Genomic DNA, 20,086 nt, shown 5'->3' on the forward strand with positions numbered 1-20,086 from the left:
GGCCAAAAGGTTATCACTCCAGCACTCACTTTTTTCCTGCATTCATGGGTGCCGGAAGAAAGTGAGTGCTGGATGGCTAATGCAATCTGCGGCTTCCGGCCGCTGATTGCTTATCCTGTCATCCTGTTAATCCTGTCTAAGTTTCTTGTTTTTTCTGACAGGCTTTCATCAGTAAGTCGCTAATGCGGGCTGTGCCCGCAACCCAGTTATCGGTTATCTGTTACCCGTAATTACTTCCCGGCACAACCTGTCCACCGCTTCCACCGCTTTAGAATCCCCGGGGAGTTCCAGCAGGGATTGCCCCCGGGCCGTAAAATCCAGAATCATCTCGTCCGCCGGCAGCAGTACGACCGGTTCCAGGCCCTGTTCCTGGACGGTTTTTTTCAGATTGTCAGGAATATTCGAGCTGCTGCGGTTTATCACCAGCCTGCTTTTCTCCACATTCAACTGCAACTCCCTGCTCAGATTCCTGATACGCCCCGCAGTTATAACTCCAACCGGCGTGGGCTCGGATACAATGAGCATTATATCGATATTTCTGGTGGTGCGCCGGCTCAAATGCTCCATGCCGGCCTCATTGTCCACCACTACAAAAGGATAATTTTCTGCCAGGCTGTCAATATGGCGGCGCAGGAGGTTGTTGGCATAGCAGTAACAGCCCTGGCCCTCGGGACGACCCATGGCCAGCAGGTCAAAACCGCTGGACTCCACCAGGGCCTGCTGCATCTGGTACTCTACATAAGCCTCTTTGGACATTCCAGCGGGGATTTCTCCATCCCTTATCTCCTGGGTCATATCTTCACGCATGCCGCCTATGGTCTTATCCACTTCCACTCCCAGGGACAGGTTCAAAGTGGAATTGGAATCAGCATCAACTGCCAGCACCGGCCCGTGACCGTTTTGAATCAAAAATTTTAGTATAAGCGAGGCCAGAGTGGTTTTCCCGGTCCCCCCCTTGCCCACCAGGGCAATGGTCTTACTCACTTTAACATTCTCCTTATAGATTAAACCCAGACAGCCTAAAACTTCAAGTAAAACATTAACTATTTATTCAGCAATTACTTTTGAAATTTATTCCTGCTCTTGAGATTGACAATAACCAGCAGAAATAAATGCGGAACTGATTCCTGGCACTCAACTCTCTAACTTTTCTGACTTCTGCCCCATGCCCTTTGCCCTATGCTTTCTTACCCCATGCCCTCTGCCCCATGCGCCATGCCCTCCCAAAGCTCACCCCATAAGGCTGGCCTGAACTGATGGAAACATGGACATGTCCGTATGGGGCATAAAAAGAGCGGATACGTACTGATCCATGAATGAAGGATCCTGGCTGAGCTCCAGGTAGGTCATTTTTTTGCAGACCTGCAGGGCCTCCTGGCGCATCCGCCTGGACAGAAGCATTACCCTGGATCCCAGCAGAGAGCCGTTGCCTATGTATTTGACCCTGTCCGGGCTGATTTCCGGAAGAAGTCCTATGGTAACCGCCTTGTCCAGCTCAAGGTAGCGGCCGAACCCACCGGCTATGAGCAGTTCGTCAACATCCTGCAGAGTTATGCCCACAGCGTTCAGCAGGGTGGTGATGCCGGCGAATACCGCAGCCTTGGCCCGCAGAAGATTGTCCAGATCACCCTCGGTGATGACTATATCCTGACCATTTTGGGCGTCTTCAGCCCAGACCAGGACATATTCCAGAGCCTCCTGTCCGCGGATCCTGGGGGTGTCCAGTTCTGTATTAAAGCGTCCTTTGGAGGTTATCACTCCGGCCATGAGCAGTTCGGCCATGGCGTCAATGAGCCCTGAACCGCAGATCCCCCTGGGGCTGGACTGGCCAACGGTCAAAATCATGGGCTCAAAGGTACCGGGATCGATCCGGACCTGTTCCACAGCTCCTGTGGCGGCGCGCATCCCGTGCTTGATGGCTCCCCCTTCAAAGGCCGGCCCTGCAGAGCACGAACATCCGATGAGCCACTCGGAGCCGCCCAGGACTATTTCTCCGTTGGTGCCCACATCTATATAAAGGGTCAGCTTTTCCGAACGAAAGAGGTTGGAGCCGATAAGCCCGGCAGTAATGTCTCCTCCCATATAGCTGGCCCTGGAAGGAGTCAGGTATATCCTGGCCGAATCACTCCACTCCAGGGATAGTTCACCGGCCTGAAGAACAGGCGGAGCACTTGTCACCGGCACATAAGGCTCCTCCCTGATGCCTGGTTCCACGCCCATAAACAGATGAGTCATGGTGGTATTGCCGGACATGACCACGTCGGCTATATCCTGACTTTGCACCCCGGTCTCCTTGAGCATCTCCTGAATCAGGCCGTTTAGAGTACTGTGGACCAGGCCCTGGATATGGGCAAGGTTTTCCCGGTTTCTGGAGGCGTAGACTATGCGGGAGATGACGTCTTCTCCGCAAGAGTACTGGCTGTTGTAATCCGAGCGATGAGCCTGGACCCGGCCGTTTTCCAGGTTGACCAGTTCCGCGCAGATGGTGGTGGTGCCGATGTCTACGGCCAGACCGTAAACTGGCTCTGTCCTGTGGCCGGGAAAGACCTGGGTAACCTCGAAACCCTCATCAGTGGCAAAAACGGTAAAGGTGGCCTTCCATCCGGAAGATCGAAGAGTACTGGAAGCCTGCTTGATTAGCGGCAAGGAAAGATGGATCTTTTTGCTGCCAAGCTGTTTTTCCAGGGCCCTTGTCAATCTGTCAATATCACTGACATTGTCTTCCAGGGAGGGAGGAGGCAGTTCCAGATAGATCCTCTGGACCGAAGGGTTGATCTCAATATGGCCAAGCAGCTCGGAAGGTTCCACGCTGGTGAGCATGGCCCTTTCAATGGCCTGGCGGTCGATTGCCCGGGCATCTTCAGGCAGGTGGACCTCTATATCCGAGTTGATCCTGGTGATGCAGGCAAGGGCATATCCCTTTTCCTGATCAGCGGCACTTATTCTGGCAGATACATCAGACTCAAACTCACCCTTTTCCACCAGAACCTTACACTTGCCGCAGCTGCCGCTGCCGCCGCAGGAAGCGCTGAACTGTACCCCGGCCAGCATGGCTGCCCGCAGCAGGTTTTCGCCCTGCTCCACCTGGACCTGTTTGCCTGCGGGAAGAAAAGTCACATTGAACATAAAAGTTTTCCGTTTTCCTGGATGTATACTCGGGATCTGGATATTATGGCAACGCTTTACACCAGCTCACTTGATTGTGCTGATACGGAAAGAACACATACATTAAAAAAACAATTCCTGTAAAGCTTTAAAAAATAATCCCCTCTCACCTTTTAGATGAGCGGCAATTTTTTAAAGTGGAGCGGAGCTGTGTTCTTCACCGGAAAAAACTTGATAAAAAACAGGACTTGTGCTTAGGCTTTCAGTTTTAAGCGCTGACACATAATTTTATTGTAAGCATTCAGGGAGTCCTCGGTGGTGATTACTGGCACCAGGCCGGTTTCGCTGCTAAAGCCTGGTTGCAGGGCAGCCCGGAAAAATTTCTTCAATGAAAACCTGCAGGCTCTTAATGTACCACCTGAAATGACCTTCATAATCCGGAGAACTCATGAGCAAGAATTTGAACCCCATGCAGATCTATCAGCTTTTGAACCAGTCCAACTGCCGGGAATGCGGGGAACCTACCTGCATGGCCTTTGCTGCTTCAGTTTTCAAGGGACATAAACAGCTTTCTGCATGTCCTTATGTTGATAAAGAGACACTGAATAAATATTCTGACCTGGAACCGGCCCGGACAGGCACTGAAGAAAATATGCAGCAGGCCATGCATTACCTGCAGCAGAAAATCCCTGAAACTGATCTGGCAGAGGCCGCCCGGAGAACCGGTGGTATTTTTGAAAACCAAAAACTGACCCTGCAGATAATGGGCAAGAACTTCAGTGTGGACACAAAGGGTGGCCTGGACTCGGAAATACATGTCAACCCCTGGGTCAGCATACCTGTTCTTCAATACATACTGCATGGAAAAGGCAAAGAACCCACCGGCAACTGGGCTCCCTTCAAGGAACTGCCCCATGGCCGGCCCAGGGCGGGCCTTTTTGAGCAGCGCTGTGAAAAACCTCTGAAAAGGGTGGCGGATAACTATCCGGATCTTTTTTATGATATACTGGACCTGTTCGACGCTATGGAAGTGGACAAAGGCTTCAGGGCGGATGTTTCTTTTCTTCTATATCCTCTGCCCAGACTGCCCATGATCATTGCCTGGTGGTATCCGGCGGAAGACCTGGAGTCGGCTTTGCATATCTTTTTCGATGAAACAGCCAAGGACAACCTGGGGGTGGACGGTGTTTTCGCCCTGGGGACCGGGCTGGCCATGATGGTGGAAAAGCTGGCTCTGCGGCACGGAGTAAAAGGGTTCATTCCTTTATAAACACTTTTGCCAGGACAGATCATGACAGACGAATACAATACAAATGACGGTGAACAGGAGGCCTGGGCCATACTGCAGGGCCTGGATCCGCAGCTGGTAAAAAAAAGGACCCTGGCCGGGTCTGGGGCAGGTTCAAAAAGTTTCAGCCTCATGTGCCTGGGCCGCAAACTGGACATCGACCCGGCAGAGCGCGTTATAAGCACCCATTCCAGGCAGGCCCAGGTCCTGCTGCAGGACCTGGGCTGCTATACCCGGCTGTCCATTCTCAGGTACCTGGTGCACTGCCCTGATGAACCCCTGCACAATGAGTGGATCAAGCCGGCAAGCATTCCCGGAGGCAGAATATTTGACCAGGGGACCCATGTCCTGCCCCTGAATGAACCGGCCGCACTTATTCAAAAAAAAACCGGGAGCGCACAAAAGGCATGCGCCGGGCTGGGCGGCCACCTTCATGGCAACGGCGACCTGAGCATGATACTTTACCCCATGCCCCGCTTCCCGGTCCTGTTTATCTTCTGGTACGGGGACGAGGAGTTTGCACCTGTCGGCTCAATCCTCATAGATGCCCTGTGGCGGGATCACCTGCCAGTGGACATCACCTGGGCTGCAGCAAAGCTCTCTTTTGAAATGCTTTTTAACCAGTTGAAATAATACGATATGTTCAAAGATCATAATACATGTCCCGCCCCAGAGAATATGCCTCATCCAGGTATTCCGGGTAGTTCTGGACATCGTTCGCCCCGTCCAGGCCACGAAACAGCAGGCTTCCCCAGAGCTGCATATCCAGCACATCAAAGAAATATCGTACGCTTAACACTGCCCCGTCAAAAAGCCTGGCCCCCCTGGTGGCCCCTGCGGAAATAAAAAGCCCCTTGCGCTTTAGATCTTTTTTTCCGGGCTGCTCCTCATCTATCCAGTACTTGCGTACCCACATGGACTGAAAACGGTCCATGAAAGCCTTGGTATGGGCGCTTACAGAGTAGAAAAAAATTGGCGAGGCCAGAATAAGCCCCCTGGCTTGCAGTATCCGGTCCCGGACTTCCTGGAAATCATCCTCAATGGCGCATTCCCCGTCCTTTTGACATTTGTATATCTCCAGGCAGGGGGATATCTTCAGGTCCCGGAGTACATACTCCTGCACCGAGGCCCCGCTGTCCCTGGCCCCCTGCACCGCCCTGGATAAAAGTGCAGCAGTATTGCCCTTGCGCCTGGGACTGCCGTATATGGCTACTAAATCGGACATGACATTACTCCTTAAACTTTATACAGACTTATGAACTTCTGATAGTTGCAATTTCAGTTCAGTTATTTCAGTATGTTGCTGTCACACAATTTTGGATTCATAAAGGCTTTTACTCCCCTACTCCCCTACTCCCATACACCCATACGCCCTTACCTGCATACTTCCTGAGGCCTGGGAACTGACGGAAAAAGGCTGACATCAGTATGGGGAATAAACCTGGCCCCGGAAAACCTGTGCATGAATTCCTGGTTCACGTTCAGCTCGATATAGGTTACCCTTCTGGCGGCATCCATTATCCTCTGCCTGAAATCACAGTCTGTTATGGCCCGCACGGCTCCCTTCAAAGAAGTATTGCCTACCGGATGGTACACGTTCAGGGGCAGATCCGGAAGCATTCCCAGGACCACGGCCTTTTCCGGATCTATGTGTCTGCCGAAGGCCCCGGCCACGTTTATCCTGCCCAGGTCCTCAAAAGACAGGCCCACCTGCTGCAGAAGGGTGCTTAAAACCGCATACATGGCGGCCTTGGAACGGATCAGGGCATTTATATCCGACTGGCGTACCGTCACCGGCTGACCATGGCCGCTCTGCTCCCCCTGCACAACTACAAAACAGGGGTTGTGCTCGTCTTCTACAAATCTTTCTTTCATGGACTCGGGCCTGAATTTACCCCGTGTATCCAACATGCCGGCCAGGTACATCTGTGCAGCCAGATCGATAAGACCGGATCCACAGATGCCAAGAGCAGGCTCACCGCCGATGGTTGAATAATCCAGGAATTTTGAATCCGGGTCAATGCTGACCTTGTCTATGGCCCCGGGACCGGCCCGCATCCCCATCCTGGCCACACCGCCCTCCAGCGCGGGACCGGCAGCCCCGGCGCAGGCCAGCAGCCAGTCCCTGCCTCCCAGAACAACTTCGGCATTGGTGCCCACGTCAACAAGCATGCCCGGCTGGTCCTCAAGGTCCAGGTCACAGGCGACAATCCCGGCCAGAAGATCCCCCCCGAAATAACTGCCGACGCTGGGAGCAACCCAGATTGGTGCACTAGAGCAGATCTCCAGGCCCAGGTCCCTGGCCCGGAAAATATCTACAGTATTTGCAACCGGGATGTAAGGTTCCCTGCACATATGATAAGGGCTGAGCCCCAGCAGAAAATGGGTCATGGCGGTATTTCCGGCCATGCCCAGGGCCATTAGATCCCCTGAAACCATCCCGGCCCGGCCTGCCAGGTCGGCCGCCATGGCATTTATGTCCGAAACCGTGGCCCGCTGCAGTTGCGCAAGTCCTGCATTACGTTCAGCATAATGAATCCGGGTCAGGATGTCCGCACCGAACTGCCCCTGTGCATGCTCCCGGGATACCCTGGCCATCTCCTGTCCGGACAAAAGATCCACGAGACAGGCCTCCAGGTGGGTTGTTCCCAGATCCAGAGCCATTCCGGGGAGTTTTTGCGGCATCCCGGGGAAAAAACTGATAATTTCCATCCCGTTGCCCGTATCCCTTACCACAGCCGCGCCCTGGAAGCCTGCGTCCCTGAAGCTGCCGGCCACCCCGGCCATATCCGGCAATGGACAAGTGATATTCTCCTGCCCGGTTGCCTGGCGGACCGAGCGTTTCAGCCGGTCCAGATCCGCTGTATTATCTGAAAGACTGGGCTTTGAGGCACTGACCTCTACTGCCTGAACCATACTTTTCATCCTGTCCTGCTCCTGACATTAACAAAGCTTTATTCAAAAAATATGCTGACCGGGCCTCAAATTGCCAAGTTCTTTATCCAGCAACTTTTATCCTCAACTTGCTGACAATGCAAATATTGTCTATGAAAAACTGTCAACCGGAAGGCAGACATTTCAAATCCAGGTATAAAGTCCCACACAAACAGAACCGTGTTTTTTTACCGCAGACCAGAAATGTTCTGCCTTTCATCTGATTGCATATTGCCGGACGGGTTTACGTGTCTGTAACATTAGATCAGATGATAATGCTTTTTCGGAGACGATATAAAAACCCCACACAAGGAGGACTAATATGGCTCTTGACCCCACCAAGCACAAAGACTGGGAAATAGCCGAGGAAGCGGAAAGCCGCATGAAGACAGTTTACGAACTGGGCGAACAGCTGGGCCTGGCTAAAGAGGAACTGCTGCCCCACGGACACTACGTGGCCAAGCTGGATTACCGCAAGATCCTGGAAAGCCGGCAGAGCAAGCCCGACGGCAAGTACGTGGACGTTACCGCCATTACCCCTACTCCTCTTGGAGAAGGAAAATCCACCTGCGCCATGGGCCTGGTTCAGGGGCTGGGCAGAAGGAACAAATCTGTAATGGGTGCCATTAGGCAGCCTTCCGGCGGACCTACGATGAATATCAAGGGTTCCGCGGCAGGTGGAGGCCTGGCCCAGTGCATCCCCTTGACCCCTTTTTCCCTGGGACTCACCGGGGACATCAACGCCATCATGAATTCTCATAATCTGGGCATGGTGGCCCTGACTTCCCGCATGCAGCATGAAAACAACTATACCGATGAAGAGCTGGCCAAACGCGGCCTCAAGCGACTGGACATTCATCCCAAAAAAGTCGAATTCAACTGGATAATCGACTTTTGCGCCCAGGCCCTGCGCAACATCACCATTGGCCAGGGGGCCAAAATGGACGGCCCCATGATGCAGTCCAGATTCGACATTGCGGTAAGCTCGGAAATCATGGCCATTTTGTCCGTGGCCAAGAACCTGGAGGACATGCGCAATAAAATCGGCAAGATCGTTGTGGCCTATGACCGCCAGGACCGCCCCCTCACCACTGCCGACCTGGAAGTGGACGGGGCCATGACCGCCTGGATGGTGGAGGCCCTGAACCCCAACCTAATGCAGACCCTGGAGGGTCAGCCCGTGGCCGTTCATGCCGGTCCATTCGCCAACATAGCCATTGGACAGAGTTCGGTCATCGCCGACCGCGTGGCCCTGAAACTGGCCGATTACAACGTCACCGAGAGCGGCTTCGGAGCCGACATCGGATTTGAAAAATTCTGGAACCTCAAGTGCCGCTATTCCAATCTCAAGCCGCACTGCGCCGTGGTGGTGGCCACCATCCGGGCCCTGAAATGCCACGGTGGAGCGCCCATTCCAGTGCCGGGACGGCCCATGCCCGAAGAATACGGCAAGGAAAACGTAGGCTGGGTGGAAGAAGGCTGCAAAAACCTCCTGCATCACATCGAGACCGTCAAAAAGGCCGGCATCAACCCTGTGGTCTGCATCAACGCCTTTTACACGGACACGGATAACGAAATCAAGGCTGTGCGCCGCCTGTGTGAAGAGGCCGGAGCCAGGGTTGCCGTATCCAAACACTGGCAGTATGGCGGGGACGGAGCCCTGGAATTTGCCGATGCAGTCACTGATGCCTGTGAAGAGAAAAACGAATTCCGCTTCCTGTACGACCTGGAAACCCCTCTGGAAAAACGCATCGAGCTCATTGCCAGGGAGGTCTATGGAGCAGACGGTGTAAGCTTCGGGCCGGACGCCCAGGCCAAGCTCAAACGCATGGAAAAAGATCCGGACATGAAGGACATGGGAACCTGCATGGTCAAAACCCACCTGTCCCTGTCCCATGAACCCTCTCTCAAGGGCGTGCCCAAAAACTGGACCCTTCCGGTACGCGACATCCTGACCTACAAGGGTGCGGGATTCGTGGTCCCTGTAGCCGGCACCATCAGTCTCATGCCCGGCACAGGCTCCGATCCGGCCTATCGCCGCATCGACGTGGATACGGAAACAGGCAAGGTAAAAGGACTGTTCTAAGTCCACTTTAACCCAATATTAAAGACTTCAAAAGGGAGCAGGCCACTGCTCCCTTTTTCTCTCACCATCAAAACTTTTATCCCCGAAACTTCCATTCATGCTTGCCCTTCTTCCGGTAATGGGTTAATTTCGCCGTCAGTAGAAATTCTTGCGGCAAAGCCGTATCCATTCGGAGGCTTGAAATGGAGCTTAAAAAAAGCCTGGCAATATGTGCAGCTGCTTTATTTTTCATATTATCTATCACCCCTTCCAGCGCCGGAATACAGCAGGAAAGGCAGGATTTTCTTGATGCTGAAAAAGCCCTGCAGGAAAACCGCCTGGATGAATTCCAGTCCCTGAGCGCCGGGCTGATAGACTATCCCCTCTATCCATACTTAGTTTTTGAAGAACTGCGGGAGAACATCTCCATTTCCCGCGAATCCGATATTCTTGCTTTTCTAAGAGATTATCAACAAACTCCCCTGGCTTCACAGCTGCGTTCCAGGTGGCTGGATCACCTTGCAGGGAACCAGGAATGGTCCAGGCTGGCCAGGGATTTCCAGGCAGGCTCATCCCGGGAAAAAACAAAGTGCTCATACGGAAGAGCTCTTCTGGAGACAGGGCAAAAGGACGCAGCCTTTGAACACGCCGAAAAAATGTGGCTGCATGGCAGATCCAGGCCTGATGAGTGCGATCCCTTGTTTAATGCCTGGCGAGATGAAGACAGGCTGACCCCGGAACTTGTCCGGGAGCGCATCGCCCTTTCCATTGATCAGGGCCAGCTCGGACTGGCAAGATACCTTGGAAGGTACCTGCCAGAACAGGACAGACCGTGGCTTGATCTCTGGCTGGATATTGCCCGCGACCCTTCACTTACGCCAGATCAGGACTGGTCCCAAGCAGCCGGCACCCCCCAAGGGAAAATCCTTGTTTACGGCATGAAGAAACTTGTGCGCAAGGATACACCGGATGCAGCTGACGACTGGGACCATATCCTGGAAAAAAACCAGCTCGACCGTAAAGACTTTCCAGAAGTAGAGCAGGACATCGCCCTTTACCTGGCCCTTAGACGCCATGATCAGGCATTGCAGCGCTTTCAGGATCTCCCTGACCATCTCAAGACCCCCGGACTGCGCGAATGGCATGTACGCACAGCGCTTTATGAGCGCAAATACAGTGAAGTGCTGGATGCCTGGGACAATCTTACCAGTTCCCAGAAATCATCTCCAAGGTGGCAGTACTGGAGGGCCAGGGCCCTGGAGGAACAGGGACTTGTCCAGCAGGCTTCGGGCATCTATCTTGGCCTGCTTGGCAGACAGAATTATTTTGCATTGCTGGCTGCAGACAGGCTGGGCCAGGCTTACGTCCTGAATCATTCCCCCCTGGACCCCCATCCTGAAAAGATTGATGACCTTAAAAGCGCCCCCGGAATTCAGAGGTCCCTGGAGCTTTATTACCTGGACCGTGAAATTCAGGCCCGCCGGGAATGGATTCATGCCCTGCAGGGCAAAAACCGGGAAATGATGGCAGCGGCTGCAGTCCTGGCCCGGAGTATCGGCTGGCATGACCGGGCCATTCAGGCTGCTGCAGGTGCAAGACAGTTTGAAGACCTTGCCCTCAGGTTTCCCCTGTCCTATCACGACCTCATAGCCGAACATGCAGGCAGCAGGGCACTGGACCCGGCCTGGATCCTGGCTGTGGCCAGACAGGAAAGCATGTTCATGCCGGATGTACGTTCTCCTGCCGGAGCCATCGGTCTGATGCAGATCATGCCCGCCACGGGCAGAAATATTGCTGCCAGGCTCCAGGAGTCTTTTAGTAATCCCTACCGCCTCACTGATCCCGCCACCAGCGTACGCTACGGTGTATTTTACCTGGATCTGCGGCTGCAGGAACTTCAGCAGAACCCTGTACTGGCTACTGCCGCGTACAATGCAGGGGCCCACCGGGTCAAAAGATGGCTGCCCAGGTCCCATAGCATGCCTGCTGATATCTGGGTGGAAAACATTCCCTTCAATGAAACCAGGGATTACGTGGAAAGAGTCAAGACCTACACCACCATATACCAGATCCGCATGGGCATGGAACCCACCAGAGTGTATCAGAGGATGCCGGCCGTCCTGCCGGGACATCTGGCCGCGGAACAGGTTGCCGGAGCAGAGCAGCCCTGAGACAGGGGCACATCTTGATTTGACCGGGACCAAAACCGTTCTTGATAAATTTCCTGATGCACATTAGATTGTCGTTCTCTGACGGAGAGGTTCGCGAGTTTCGCATACTAAAGCAGGAGCACAATCCATGTTCGGCAGACAGTTTTCCTACGCTTCAACCCATGACTGGCCTCACATCAAATCCTGGCTGACCCTCAGGATGCAGCCGGACATGTCCGTAGAAGGCAAAGTCCGGGAGGTCATGGACAAAATCAGCAAGTCAGGGGACGAGGCCCTGGTGGAATACACCAGGCTTTTTGACTGCGAAGATTTCAGTCTTGAGGACCTGCGGGTCACACAAACGGAAATCCAGGACTCAATGTCCATGATTCCAGGCAATGACCTGAAAATCATCCGCACAGCGGCTGAAAAAATCAGGAACTATCACCTCAAGCAGACCAGGAACTCCTGGTTCACCACTGACCCTGACGGTGCTTTTCTAGGGCAGATGGTCACTCCCTTGCCCAGGGCCGGCCTTTATGTCCCAGGGGGACAGGGCGGGGATACTCCGCTTATTTCCAGTCTGCTCATGAACGCCATCCCGGCCCAGGTGGCCGGTGTGGAATCCATCTGCATGGTGTCCCCGCCGCGCAAGGACAAAACTCTCAATCCCTATCTCCTTGCCACTGCACACCTTCTGGGGCTCGATGAAATCTACAAATGCGGCTCGGCCTGGGCTGTTGCAGCCCTGGCTTACGGTACTCCGGAAATACCCGCCGTGGATATGATAGCCGGACCGGGCAACATATTTGTGACCACCGCCAAAAAGCTGCTCATGGGCCAGGTGGGCATCGACATGATTGCCGGACCCAGCGAACTGGCGGTTCTGGCGGATTCCAGCGCCAGACCGGATTACATTGCCGCTGACCTTCTATCCCAGGCCGAACACGATCCCCTGGCCGGGACCTATCTGGTGACTGATGATGCAGACCTGATTGAAAAAGTGGCCCATGAGCTGGAAAACCAGCTCCTGAGTCTGCCCCGTGCGGATAACGCCCGCAAGGCCCTCAAGGACTGGGGAGGATCATTTGAGGTCCCGGACATGCAGACAGGGATGGAACTGGTCAACCGCATTGCTCCGGAGCACTTTGAACTCTGCCTGCAGGACCCCTGGCCCATGCTGGCCAGGGTCAAAAACGCCGGGGCAGTATTTCTGGGGCATACCAGTCCGGAACCTGTGGGAGACTACTTCGCCGGCCCCAACCATGTCCTTCCCACCCTGGGAACGGCCAGATTCTCCCAGGCTTTGTCAGTTGAGAACTTTCAGAAAAATATAAGTATCCTGGCCACCGACAAAAATTATCTGCAGCAGCACGCTTCCGGTATAGCCCGTCTGGCCAGGATGGAAAACCTGGAGGCACATGCCCGCAGCGTAGAAATAAGACTTAAAGGAGAGTAATGAACATGCAAGTGGTAACACAGACCAGCATCACTGAATTTCCATTGATTTCACGGGGAAAGGTCCGTGATATTTACGAACTGGATCCGGACACCCTGCTCATCGTAACCACGGACCGCATGAGCGCCTTTGACGTTGTCATGTCCCAGCCCATTCCCTACAAAGGGGCCGTACTCAACCAGATCACGCTGTTCTGGATGGATATGTACAAGGACCTGGTGGACAACCATCTCATAAGTTCAAAAGTAGAAGACTTTCCAGAAGCTCTAAGGCCCTACAGCGAAGAACTGCGTGGACGCTCGGTCATGGTCAGAAGGGCCGCCCCTTTGCCCATTGAATGTATTGTCCGGGGCTATATCACCGGCTCCGGGTGGAAAGACTACCAGCGCACCGGACAGGTCTGCGGCTATACCCTGCCCCAGGGCCTGGTGGAATCCCAGAAGCTGGAAGAACCTCTTTTCACTCCTTCCACCAAGGCAGAGGCAGGAGAGCATGACGAAAATATCGATATGAAACAGGCCGGGGAAAAAATCGGCCAGGAAATGCTGCAGCAGGTGCAGGAGCTTTCTTTGTCCATTTATGGCCAGGCCCGGGAATACGCCGAAAAAAAGGGGATTCTCATTGCAGATACCAAGTTTGAATTCGGTACCAGGGATGGACGCCTCATGCTCATTGATGAAGTCCTCACCCCGGACTCCTCGCGTTTCTGGCCGGCGGACCAGTACAGGCCCGGACAGGGTCAGTCCAGCTTTGACAAGCAGTACCTGCGGGACTGGCTGGAACGCTCCGGATGGGATAAAAATCCCCCACCCCCGGACCTGCCGGAAGAAATCATCAAGGAAACCACCAATAAATATCTGCTGGCATACAAATTACTCACCGGAAAAGACCTGATGCAGGGAGGGACATATGCTGCTTAAAGATAAAAAGGCTGTCATCTTCGGGGTGGCCAACAATAAAAGCATCGCTTACGGCATCGCTGAACAGTTCAAGGAGCACGGAGCATCCCTGGCCTTCAACTACGTCGGGGAATCTCTGAAAAAAAGAGTTGCTCCCATAAGCGAAGAACTGGGCGGTGAATTTATCTTCGACTGCGATGTAACCGATGATGAACAGATCAGGGCGGCAGCTGAAACTGTACAGAAAAAATGGGGCCAGGTGGATATCCTGGTACATTCTGTGGCCTTTGCCCACAGGGATGACCTGCAGGGCAGGTTCATCGATACCTCCAGGGATGGATTCAGACTGGCCATGGATGTCTCGGCCTATTCCCTTCCGGCCATCTGTCATGCCTTCGAGCCTCTTATGAATCCCGGGTCCTCGGTTATGACCATGACCTACTACGGTTCAGTAAAAACCGTGACCAACTACAATGTCATGGGGGTGGCCAAGGCCGCCCTGGAGGCCTCCATGCGCTACCTGGCGGTTGATCTTGGACCAAAGGGAGTCCGGGTAAACGCCATCAGCGCCGGCCCCATCAAAACCCTGGCCTCTTCCGGAATCTCCGGCTTCAAGACCATCTTGAGCACCATCGAGGAAAAAGCACCGCTGCAGCGCAATGTAACCCAGACAGACGTGGGCAAATCCGCTGTATACCTGGCCTCTGACCTGTCTACCGGCACTACAGGAGAGGTTTTGTTTGTAGACTCCGGATACAATATAGTCGGTGTTTAGTTGACTCAACGTGTATCATGGTTACAATGACAAATAACCTACCTGTCAGGTACTAAAACCTGCTGGTACACTAAAAACCTGCGAGGTCAACAATGGAATCCATTCTGGTTCTTATTTTAGTAGTGGTGGCCATGATATTTTTACTCAAGGTCGTTTTGCCCAGTTGCGGCTTTCAGGGCGGCTGAAGCCCGGGCAGTTCCAGAGGCCGTGAGCCTGAAAAAGACATGGACCCGGACAATCCTGGAAAACCAGGAGATGAAAAATAAACCTAAACCCTTTTTCAAACGTTGATATACTGTGCGTCTTTTTCCACACCGCGCAAATAATCAGCGCGCTGCATTGAGCATGGGGACGGTTCCGCACCTGCATCCAGGCCTGCATTTTTCAGCTGCAGGCAACATTCATGCAGGCAGTTTCGGGGCTGTTCCCTGCTTTTGAGATCATCCCCGGACTTGCTTCAAATCTAATGGCCCAGCTTATTCCCGTCCAAAATCAGGATTTATCCGCCTGATCCTGTCTTCAATGGGAGGGTGGGTGGCAAACAGGCTTTCAAACTTGCTTACAGCCTCTGTAAAAAACATGTGGCTGGCCTGTTCTGCATTGGGGTTGTTCAGGTGGTTTTTGTTTTTTGTCCTGGACATATCCCGGATTTTTATCAAGGCCCCCTCCATGGCCTGAGGCATGCGGGTAAACTGCACTGCCGATGCATCAGCCAGGTATTCTCTCTGCCTGGAAATGGCCGCCTTTATAATATTGCCCAGGAGCATGCCCACGACTCCGGCCATGATAAGCCCTGCCCCGAGAATCAAGATTACAATCAAGGCCCTTGGATCCGTCCTGGACCTGTTGCCGGAAATCATGGAACCATAAAAAGCTTTGCGGATGACGAAGCTGCCCATGTAGGTAAGGATCAGCAGGCCGAATATGATGCCCATGAGCTTTATGTTCAGGTACATATCCCCGTTCTGGATATGGCTTATTTCGTGACCCACCACCGCCTGGAGTTCAGAACGGCTCAGGCGCTCCATGGCCCCGGAAGTAAGACCGATTACAGCGTCATCCTCATGCCACCCCGCTGCAAAAGCGTTTATGGAATCTTCTCCATCCATCACGTACAGCTTGGGTATTTTTGTCAGGCCGGAGGCTATGGACATTTCATGCACCACATTCAGGGCCTTTTGCTCGTTGCTATTCCGGGTTTGCGGGGAAACCAGCCTGGCATTAAGTATGTCAGCTACAACGCTGCCGCCTTTGCTTAACCTGGAAACCTGGAAAAGAGTGCCTCCCACGATAACTAAAGCCACTACTCCCCCAAGTACTACCATCTCTGTCCGGTAAATGTTCATGGCCATCCAGGCTTGCTCAACCGTACCATAACTAAAAATAAAATACCCGAAAATAAACAGATAAATTATGGCAAGTACACCTATGGTACCAAGTATAAATAAAAACACTAAATACCTGCTGGTCCTGATGGCCTGCTCTTTGTGCTTGAAAAAATCCATATTGTCCTTTGCAGCAAAATAATTTTGCGTTCAGTGATAATACTTTTGCCCTGCTGGAATACAACCGGACTCAAAAGTTCAGGAAAATGAGACTTTGGGGACTTCTTTTATCTCCTCTCTGTCGAATTCCAGAAAAGAAGCTTTTTTAAAACCCATGGCAGGGGCAAAAACAGCCTGCGGCATGGACTGCTTGTATGTATTGTAGGCCATAACCGCATCATTGTATGCCTGCCTGGCAAAGGAGATTTTGTTCTCGGTGCTGGTCAGTTCTTCCGAAAGCTGCATCATATTTTGGTTGGCCTTGAGGTCGGGATAATTTTCGGCCAAGGCGAACAACCTGCCCAGTGACCCGGAAAGAAGCCCCTCAGCACCGGACAGCTTCTGCATAAGGTCCGGCTCACCCGGATCCGAGCTTGCCTGCTTCGAAGCTTCAAGGGCCTGGTTGCGGGCCTTGATAACGTTTTCCAGGGTTTCGCGCTCATGCTGCATGTATGACCGGGCAGTCTCCACTAAGTTTGGTATAAGGTCGTACCTGCGCTTAAGCTGGACATCTATCTGGGAAAAGGCATTCTGGTAGCGGTTCTTGAGCTTGATCAGGTGGTTGTAAGTCCGGAACATATAAAAAATAAAAAAGACCAGGAGCAAAACCGGGACAATCCATGCGATACTGGACATATTCTCTCCTTTTAATGCGATGACTGTATTACTTAGTTGACATGGCAAACGATTTACCGACAAAAAAGAGATAGCAGGTTGGGCTGAAGCAGGCAAGACCTATCTGTCGTAAGCATTCAGGGGATCCTCGATGGTGACTAATGGCACAAGGCCAGGGGACTGTCCCCCGCTAAGTAATAATTATGCAACTTCACAAAATTTTGCGTCTGTACTTTGTGTATTTGTGCAGGACAAGTGTCGCGGGGACTGTCCTCCTGGCCGGTACCTGCCCCCCCCCTGAATGGTTACACTTAAACAGTCCCGCTACGGTACACTTACAACCTGGCTATCCGGCAGATTTCCGGAGTCTAGTAAAAAACTGTCATAATCAGCTTGTGATTTTTTATGTAAAGTGATACAGGAATTCCAGTGATAGATTTTTGTGGCTTTTAAACTATCAAATCAACGGAGGAGGAGGCAATGAAAACAGTCAGTTTTTTGTTTGCACTGATGCTGTGCGGTATGCTGATTTTTGGTTTTATGGGATGTAACGCAGAGCGTTCAGCCGCACCTACAGACAGCCCTGCACCTGTCAAGCCGGCTCCTGAACTTCCAGAGCCAGTTGATCCCCAGTCTTGAGCCAGCTGGTTGTCAGCTTTATGCATCACTTACTGGGGCAGGGCATGTGTCAGGTACAACTTTCCCCGGAAGAGAAATGGTAACCATTCAGGGGTTCCTCGGTATTGATTGCTGGCCGATTCCGGCACCCCCCCTGAATGGTTACAATTAACCTGTCAACGACAATCATTTGTGCCTCAAGGGGACTGGCTCTCCCCGCACTTATTTTTAAAAATCAGCAAAACTTCTTTCAGATAAACAAGTGCGGGGGTATCTGTCCCTGATGTAACAAGCAAACCACTTTATTAGTGTCGCTGCAGGTTGAATCCACATAAGGATCACCCCTTTATTTGAGTGGATAAACAGTATTATAAGAAAAATGGAGATGATTTACTATTGACTATATCGTACGATTCGATTATATGATTTCTTCTTAACGCAATGGTTTATGAGCAAATGTTCATAGTCGATTCTGTTGTAAAACGGGAAAACTTTAGGAAAATACAATCGCTCAACCATGCGGATAAATCAAGTGGAGAGGTGTCCGAGTTGGCCGAAGGAGCACGATTGGAAATCGTGTGTACCCTAGCGGGTACCGAGGGTTCGAATCCCTCCCTCTCCGCCATCAAGTCAATAATTTCAAGCCCTTACAGCCAAGAATCTCACTCAACTCCCCATCTGATATAATTATTATTAACAAGCAACACCAAACCAGCACCAGTGGAGGCATCATGAAAATCAACATCGATAACAACCTGGTGGAATTAGCTCCTGAAAACACTGATGAAGCCCAGGACCTGGAAAAACTGTGGAAGTTGATTGTGGACTGTGTGCGTGAGAACAAAAAGCTCAATCCTGTTGGTGAATACCACCCGCAGAAAAACAGCCAGGCCCGTTTTCACATCGAAGACATCCCCGCCCCCGAACCTCAGAAAACTCAATGGTCAACCAGCAAGGCCTCTGAAGATAATACCTTCTACTGTTCTATATGCAACAAGTATATTCACATAGTTAAAGACCAGGAAATACCTCTATGCTGCGGACGGGAAATGGAGCCCATTGAATAATCGAGGGATTCAGGAAGTCCCTTTAACCAAAGGGCTCCCTGTCGTAGACAGGGGTTTCAATGGGGCTCCATGCTTCTTATCCGCCGCGTGGACTCCAGCCCGTCCATGACCGGCATGTGAATATCCATAAGAATTACAGTCGAATTCCTGGTGTGCAAGCATTGTCAAAACCTGCTCGCCTTTTTTGGCCAGGCTTACGAGAAAATTCTGGTCTGGATTATTTATACCGGCGTATACAAATATCCCCCGACCTTATTCTGTATACCTTGCAGAACCTTTTCCAGATCTTCTTTCTGTACGGGCTTGGCCAGATAACCATTCATACCGGCCTGAAAAAATACCTCTCTGTCCCCTTCCATGGCATGAGCGGTCATGGCGATTATAGGTACATCTCTTCTGGCTCCCAGTTCCCGGGAAGTACGAATGGCCCTGGCAGCCTCCAGACCGTCCATAAAGGGCATGCGTATATCCATAAGGATGCAGTCGAATTCATGTTGTTGCAAAAGCTCCAAAGCCTGAGAGCCATCCTCGGCAATCATCACTTTATGCCCCAGGTATTCAAGAAGTCTGCCGGCAAACAACTGGTTGGTAGGTTCGTCCTCGGCCACGAGAATACGCAAGGGTTTACCGGCACCTTTATGGTTTTGCAGGGCATCATCCTGGTCTGCTTCAGGAGCAGCAGGAACCTTTAACGGCAGAAATATGTAAAATGCTGTTCCTTCGCCCGGTGCACTATCCACAGAAATAGTTCCGTGCATCAGATCCACCAGCCTGCTTACTATTGAGAGACCAAGGCCTGCCCCTTCATGCCTGCGGGTGCTGGAGCCGTCCTCCTGGACAAATGGCTGAAAAAGGTCATCCAGTTTTTCCGGTGCTATCCCAGAACCGGTATCAGTCACCGTGATGAGCACCTGATGCCTGTCCAACCCCCGTTTCTGAAGGGTCCAGTTTATCCTTACCCTGCCCTCCCTGGTAAACTTAAGTGAATTGCCCACCAGGTTAAAAAGTATCTGCTGCAGCCGGGTCTCATCCCCCATGAGCCTGGAGGGCAGGGATGGATCCAGGGTATATTCCAGTTCAATACCCTTTTCACCGGCCTGAATCCTGAACAGCTCGCATACTGATCTGCAAAGCTCCTGGACATTAAACTCCTCCTCCAAAATAACCATCCGACCGGCCTCGACCCTGGAAAGATCCAGGATATCCGAAAGCAGTCGCGTCAATCTGCTGGCTGATGACAGGGCCAGGTCGACGTATTCCTTTTGGTTGCTGTCCAGCCTGGTGGTCTGCAGAAGCTGCATCATGCCAGTAATGCCGTTCAATGGCGTTCGTATCTCATGGCTCATGTTGGCCAGAAACTCACTCTTGGCCCTGTTGGCGGTTTCAGCTTTATCCCTGGCCGCTTCCAGCTGGCTGGATTTTTCTTCCAGCTCGCCGGTCCTCTCCCTGACCCTGTCCTCCAGCTCCCTGGTATGGCTTTTGATCTTCCGGGCCATACCGGAAAAGGCCCGGGTCAGACCTCCTACCTCATCAGACCCGGCAGGAGGCAGGTCAACATCATACTCCC

The 20,086-nt window shown here is 52.4% G+C and carries 17 protein-coding genes and 1 tRNA gene; 11 read left to right on the forward strand and 7 right to left on the reverse strand.

Going from position 1 to position 20,086, the window contains the following annotated elements:
• The coding region (locus D5S03_RS02955) for a hypothetical protein (RefSeq protein WP_287042625.1) at positions 1-183 on the forward strand (183 nt) is incomplete at its 5' end.
• Between the two features lie 30 nt (positions 184-213).
• Here the strand turns inward: D5S03_RS02955 and D5S03_RS02960 are convergent.
• Both D5S03_RS02960 and D5S03_RS02965 read right to left on the reverse strand, forming a co-directional pair.
• Entirely contained in the window at positions 214-984 is a 771-nt protein-coding gene (locus D5S03_RS02960; protein ID WP_008868934.1) for an ATP-binding protein, read from the reverse strand.
• A gap of 246 nt (positions 985-1,230) precedes the next feature.
• Entirely contained in the window at positions 1,231-3,126 is a 1,896-nt protein-coding gene (locus tag D5S03_RS02965; protein ID WP_008868935.1) for an ASKHA domain-containing protein, read from the reverse strand.
• Positions 3,127-3,553: 427 nt separating this feature from the next.
• On the opposite strand from D5S03_RS02965, the gene D5S03_RS02970 reads away from it, so the two are divergent.
• Together D5S03_RS02970 and D5S03_RS02975 are read left to right on the forward strand one after the other, a co-directional pair.
• Positions 3,554-4,375, forward strand: a complete 822-nt coding sequence (locus D5S03_RS02970; RefSeq protein WP_008868936.1) for a DUF3786 domain-containing protein — start codon at positions 3,554-3,556, stop codon at positions 4,373-4,375.
• A gap of 21 nt (positions 4,376-4,396) precedes the next feature.
• Complete coding sequence (locus D5S03_RS02975) at positions 4,397-5,026, forward strand: DUF3786 domain-containing protein (RefSeq protein WP_008868937.1); 630 nt, start codon at positions 4,397-4,399, stop codon at positions 5,024-5,026.
• A 10-nt stretch (positions 5,027-5,036) separates the two neighbouring features.
• Here D5S03_RS02975 and D5S03_RS02980 read toward each other — a convergent pair whose 3' ends face one another.
• Entirely contained in the window at positions 5,037-5,618 is a 582-nt protein-coding gene (locus tag D5S03_RS02980; protein ID WP_008868938.1) for a flavodoxin family protein, read from the reverse strand.
• 149 nt (positions 5,619-5,767) lie between these two features.
• Complete coding sequence (locus tag D5S03_RS02985) at positions 5,768-7,318, reverse strand: ASKHA domain-containing protein (protein WP_287042626.1); 1,551 nt, start codon at positions 7,316-7,318, stop codon at positions 5,768-5,770.
• A gap of 331 nt (positions 7,319-7,649) precedes the next feature.
• Between D5S03_RS02985 and D5S03_RS02990 the strand changes: the two genes are divergently transcribed.
• The 5 genes from D5S03_RS02990 (at position 7,650) to D5S03_RS03010 (ending at position 14,675) form a co-directional block, all read left to right on the forward strand.
• Positions 7,650-9,413 carry a formate--tetrahydrofolate ligase gene (locus D5S03_RS02990; protein ID WP_008868940.1) on the forward strand — a complete coding sequence of 588 codons (1,764 nt, stop codon included), beginning with the start codon at positions 7,650-7,652 and terminating at the stop codon, positions 9,411-9,413.
• A 182-nt stretch (positions 9,414-9,595) separates the two neighbouring features.
• On the forward strand, positions 9,596-11,563 hold the full coding sequence (locus tag D5S03_RS02995) for a transglycosylase SLT domain-containing protein (RefSeq protein WP_287042627.1): 1,968 nt from the start codon (positions 9,596-9,598) through the stop codon (positions 11,561-11,563).
• Between the two features lie 127 nt (positions 11,564-11,690).
• Positions 11,691-13,001, forward strand: a complete 1,311-nt coding sequence (gene hisD / locus D5S03_RS03000) for a histidinol dehydrogenase (protein ID WP_287042628.1) — start codon at positions 11,691-11,693, stop codon at positions 12,999-13,001.
• A gap of 5 nt (positions 13,002-13,006) precedes the next feature.
• Positions 13,007-13,921, forward strand: a complete 915-nt coding sequence (locus D5S03_RS03005) for a phosphoribosylaminoimidazolesuccinocarboxamide synthase (protein ID WP_287042629.1) — start codon at positions 13,007-13,009, stop codon at positions 13,919-13,921.
• Positions 13,911-14,675, forward strand: a complete 765-nt coding sequence (locus D5S03_RS03010) for an enoyl-ACP reductase FabI (RefSeq protein WP_287042630.1) — start codon at positions 13,911-13,913, stop codon at positions 14,673-14,675. The genes D5S03_RS03005 and D5S03_RS03010 overlap by 11 nt, the downstream gene beginning before the upstream one ends.
• Before the next feature lie 476 nt (positions 14,676-15,151).
• Here the strand turns inward: D5S03_RS03010 and D5S03_RS03015 are convergent, their stop codons facing one another.
• Complete coding sequence (locus D5S03_RS03015; protein ID WP_008868946.1) at positions 15,152-16,180, reverse strand: M48 family metallopeptidase; 1,029 nt, start codon at positions 16,178-16,180, stop codon at positions 15,152-15,154.
• A 78-nt stretch (positions 16,181-16,258) separates the two neighbouring features.
• Complete coding sequence (locus tag D5S03_RS03020; RefSeq protein ID WP_287042631.1) at positions 16,259-16,855, reverse strand: LemA family protein; 597 nt, start codon at positions 16,853-16,855, stop codon at positions 16,259-16,261.
• 459 nt (positions 16,856-17,314) lie between these two features.
• Here D5S03_RS03020 and D5S03_RS03025 point away from each other — a divergent pair, with 459 nt between their 5' ends.
• The 3 genes from D5S03_RS03025 (at position 17,315) to D5S03_RS03035 (ending at position 18,519) form a co-directional block, all read left to right on the forward strand.
• Complete coding sequence (locus D5S03_RS03025) at positions 17,315-17,473, forward strand: hypothetical protein (protein ID WP_008868948.1); 159 nt, start codon at positions 17,315-17,317, stop codon at positions 17,471-17,473.
• A gap of 513 nt (positions 17,474-17,986) precedes the next feature.
• Positions 17,987-18,077, forward strand: a tRNA-Ser gene (locus D5S03_RS03030).
• Between the two features lie 106 nt (positions 18,078-18,183).
• On the forward strand, positions 18,184-18,519 hold the full coding sequence (locus D5S03_RS03035; protein ID WP_287042632.1) for a hypothetical protein: 336 nt from the start codon (positions 18,184-18,186) through the stop codon (positions 18,517-18,519).
• A 221-nt stretch (positions 18,520-18,740) separates the two neighbouring features.
• Here the strand turns inward: D5S03_RS03035 and D5S03_RS03040 are convergent.
• The coding region (locus D5S03_RS03040; protein ID WP_287042633.1) for an ATP-binding protein at positions 18,741-20,086 on the reverse strand (1,346 nt) is incomplete at its 5' end.

Origin of the sequence: Desulfonatronospira sp. MSAO_Bac3, assembly GCF_003838035.1 — a bacterium.
GTDB lineage: Bacteria > Desulfobacterota > Desulfovibrionia > Desulfovibrionales > Desulfonatronovibrionaceae > Desulfonatronospira > Desulfonatronospira thiodismutans.

What these genes read in the sequence shown, in the direction of transcription:
- D5S03_RS02965 (WP_008868935.1), bottom strand. Translation starts at nt 3,126, where the DNA reads ATGTTCAATGTGACTTTTCTTCCCGCAGGCAAACAGGTCCAGGTGGAG.
- D5S03_RS02970 (WP_008868936.1), top strand. Translation starts at nt 3,554, where the DNA reads ATGAGCAAGAATTTGAACCCCATGCAGATCTATCAGCTTTTGAACCAG.
- D5S03_RS02975 (WP_008868937.1), top strand. Translation starts at nt 4,397, where the DNA reads ATGACAGACGAATACAATACAAATGACGGTGAACAGGAGGCCTGGGCC.
- D5S03_RS02980 (WP_008868938.1), bottom strand. Translation starts at nt 5,618, where the DNA reads ATGTCCGATTTAGTAGCCATATACGGCAGTCCCAGGCGCAAGGGCAAT.
- D5S03_RS02985 (WP_287042626.1), bottom strand. Translation starts at nt 7,318, where the DNA reads ATGAAAAGTATGGTTCAGGCAGTAGAGGTCAGTGCCTCAAAGCCCAGT.
- D5S03_RS02990 (WP_008868940.1), top strand. Translation starts at nt 7,650, where the DNA reads ATGGCTCTTGACCCCACCAAGCACAAAGACTGGGAAATAGCCGAGGAA.
- D5S03_RS02995 (WP_287042627.1), top strand. Translation starts at nt 9,596, where the DNA reads ATGGAGCTTAAAAAAAGCCTGGCAATATGTGCAGCTGCTTTATTTTTC.
- hisD (WP_287042628.1), top strand. Translation starts at nt 11,691, where the DNA reads ATGTTCGGCAGACAGTTTTCCTACGCTTCAACCCATGACTGGCCTCAC.
- D5S03_RS03005 (WP_287042629.1), top strand. Translation starts at nt 13,007, where the DNA reads ATGCAAGTGGTAACACAGACCAGCATCACTGAATTTCCATTGATTTCA.
- D5S03_RS03010 (WP_287042630.1), top strand. Translation starts at nt 13,911, where the DNA reads ATGCTGCTTAAAGATAAAAAGGCTGTCATCTTCGGGGTGGCCAACAAT.
- D5S03_RS03015 (WP_008868946.1), bottom strand. Translation starts at nt 16,180, where the DNA reads ATGGATTTTTTCAAGCACAAAGAGCAGGCCATCAGGACCAGCAGGTAT.
- D5S03_RS03020 (WP_287042631.1), bottom strand. Translation starts at nt 16,855, where the DNA reads ATGTCCAGTATCGCATGGATTGTCCCGGTTTTGCTCCTGGTCTTTTTT.
- D5S03_RS03025 (WP_008868948.1), top strand. Translation starts at nt 17,315, where the DNA reads ATGAAAACAGTCAGTTTTTTGTTTGCACTGATGCTGTGCGGTATGCTG.
- D5S03_RS03035 (WP_287042632.1), top strand. Translation starts at nt 18,184, where the DNA reads ATGAAAATCAACATCGATAACAACCTGGTGGAATTAGCTCCTGAAAAC.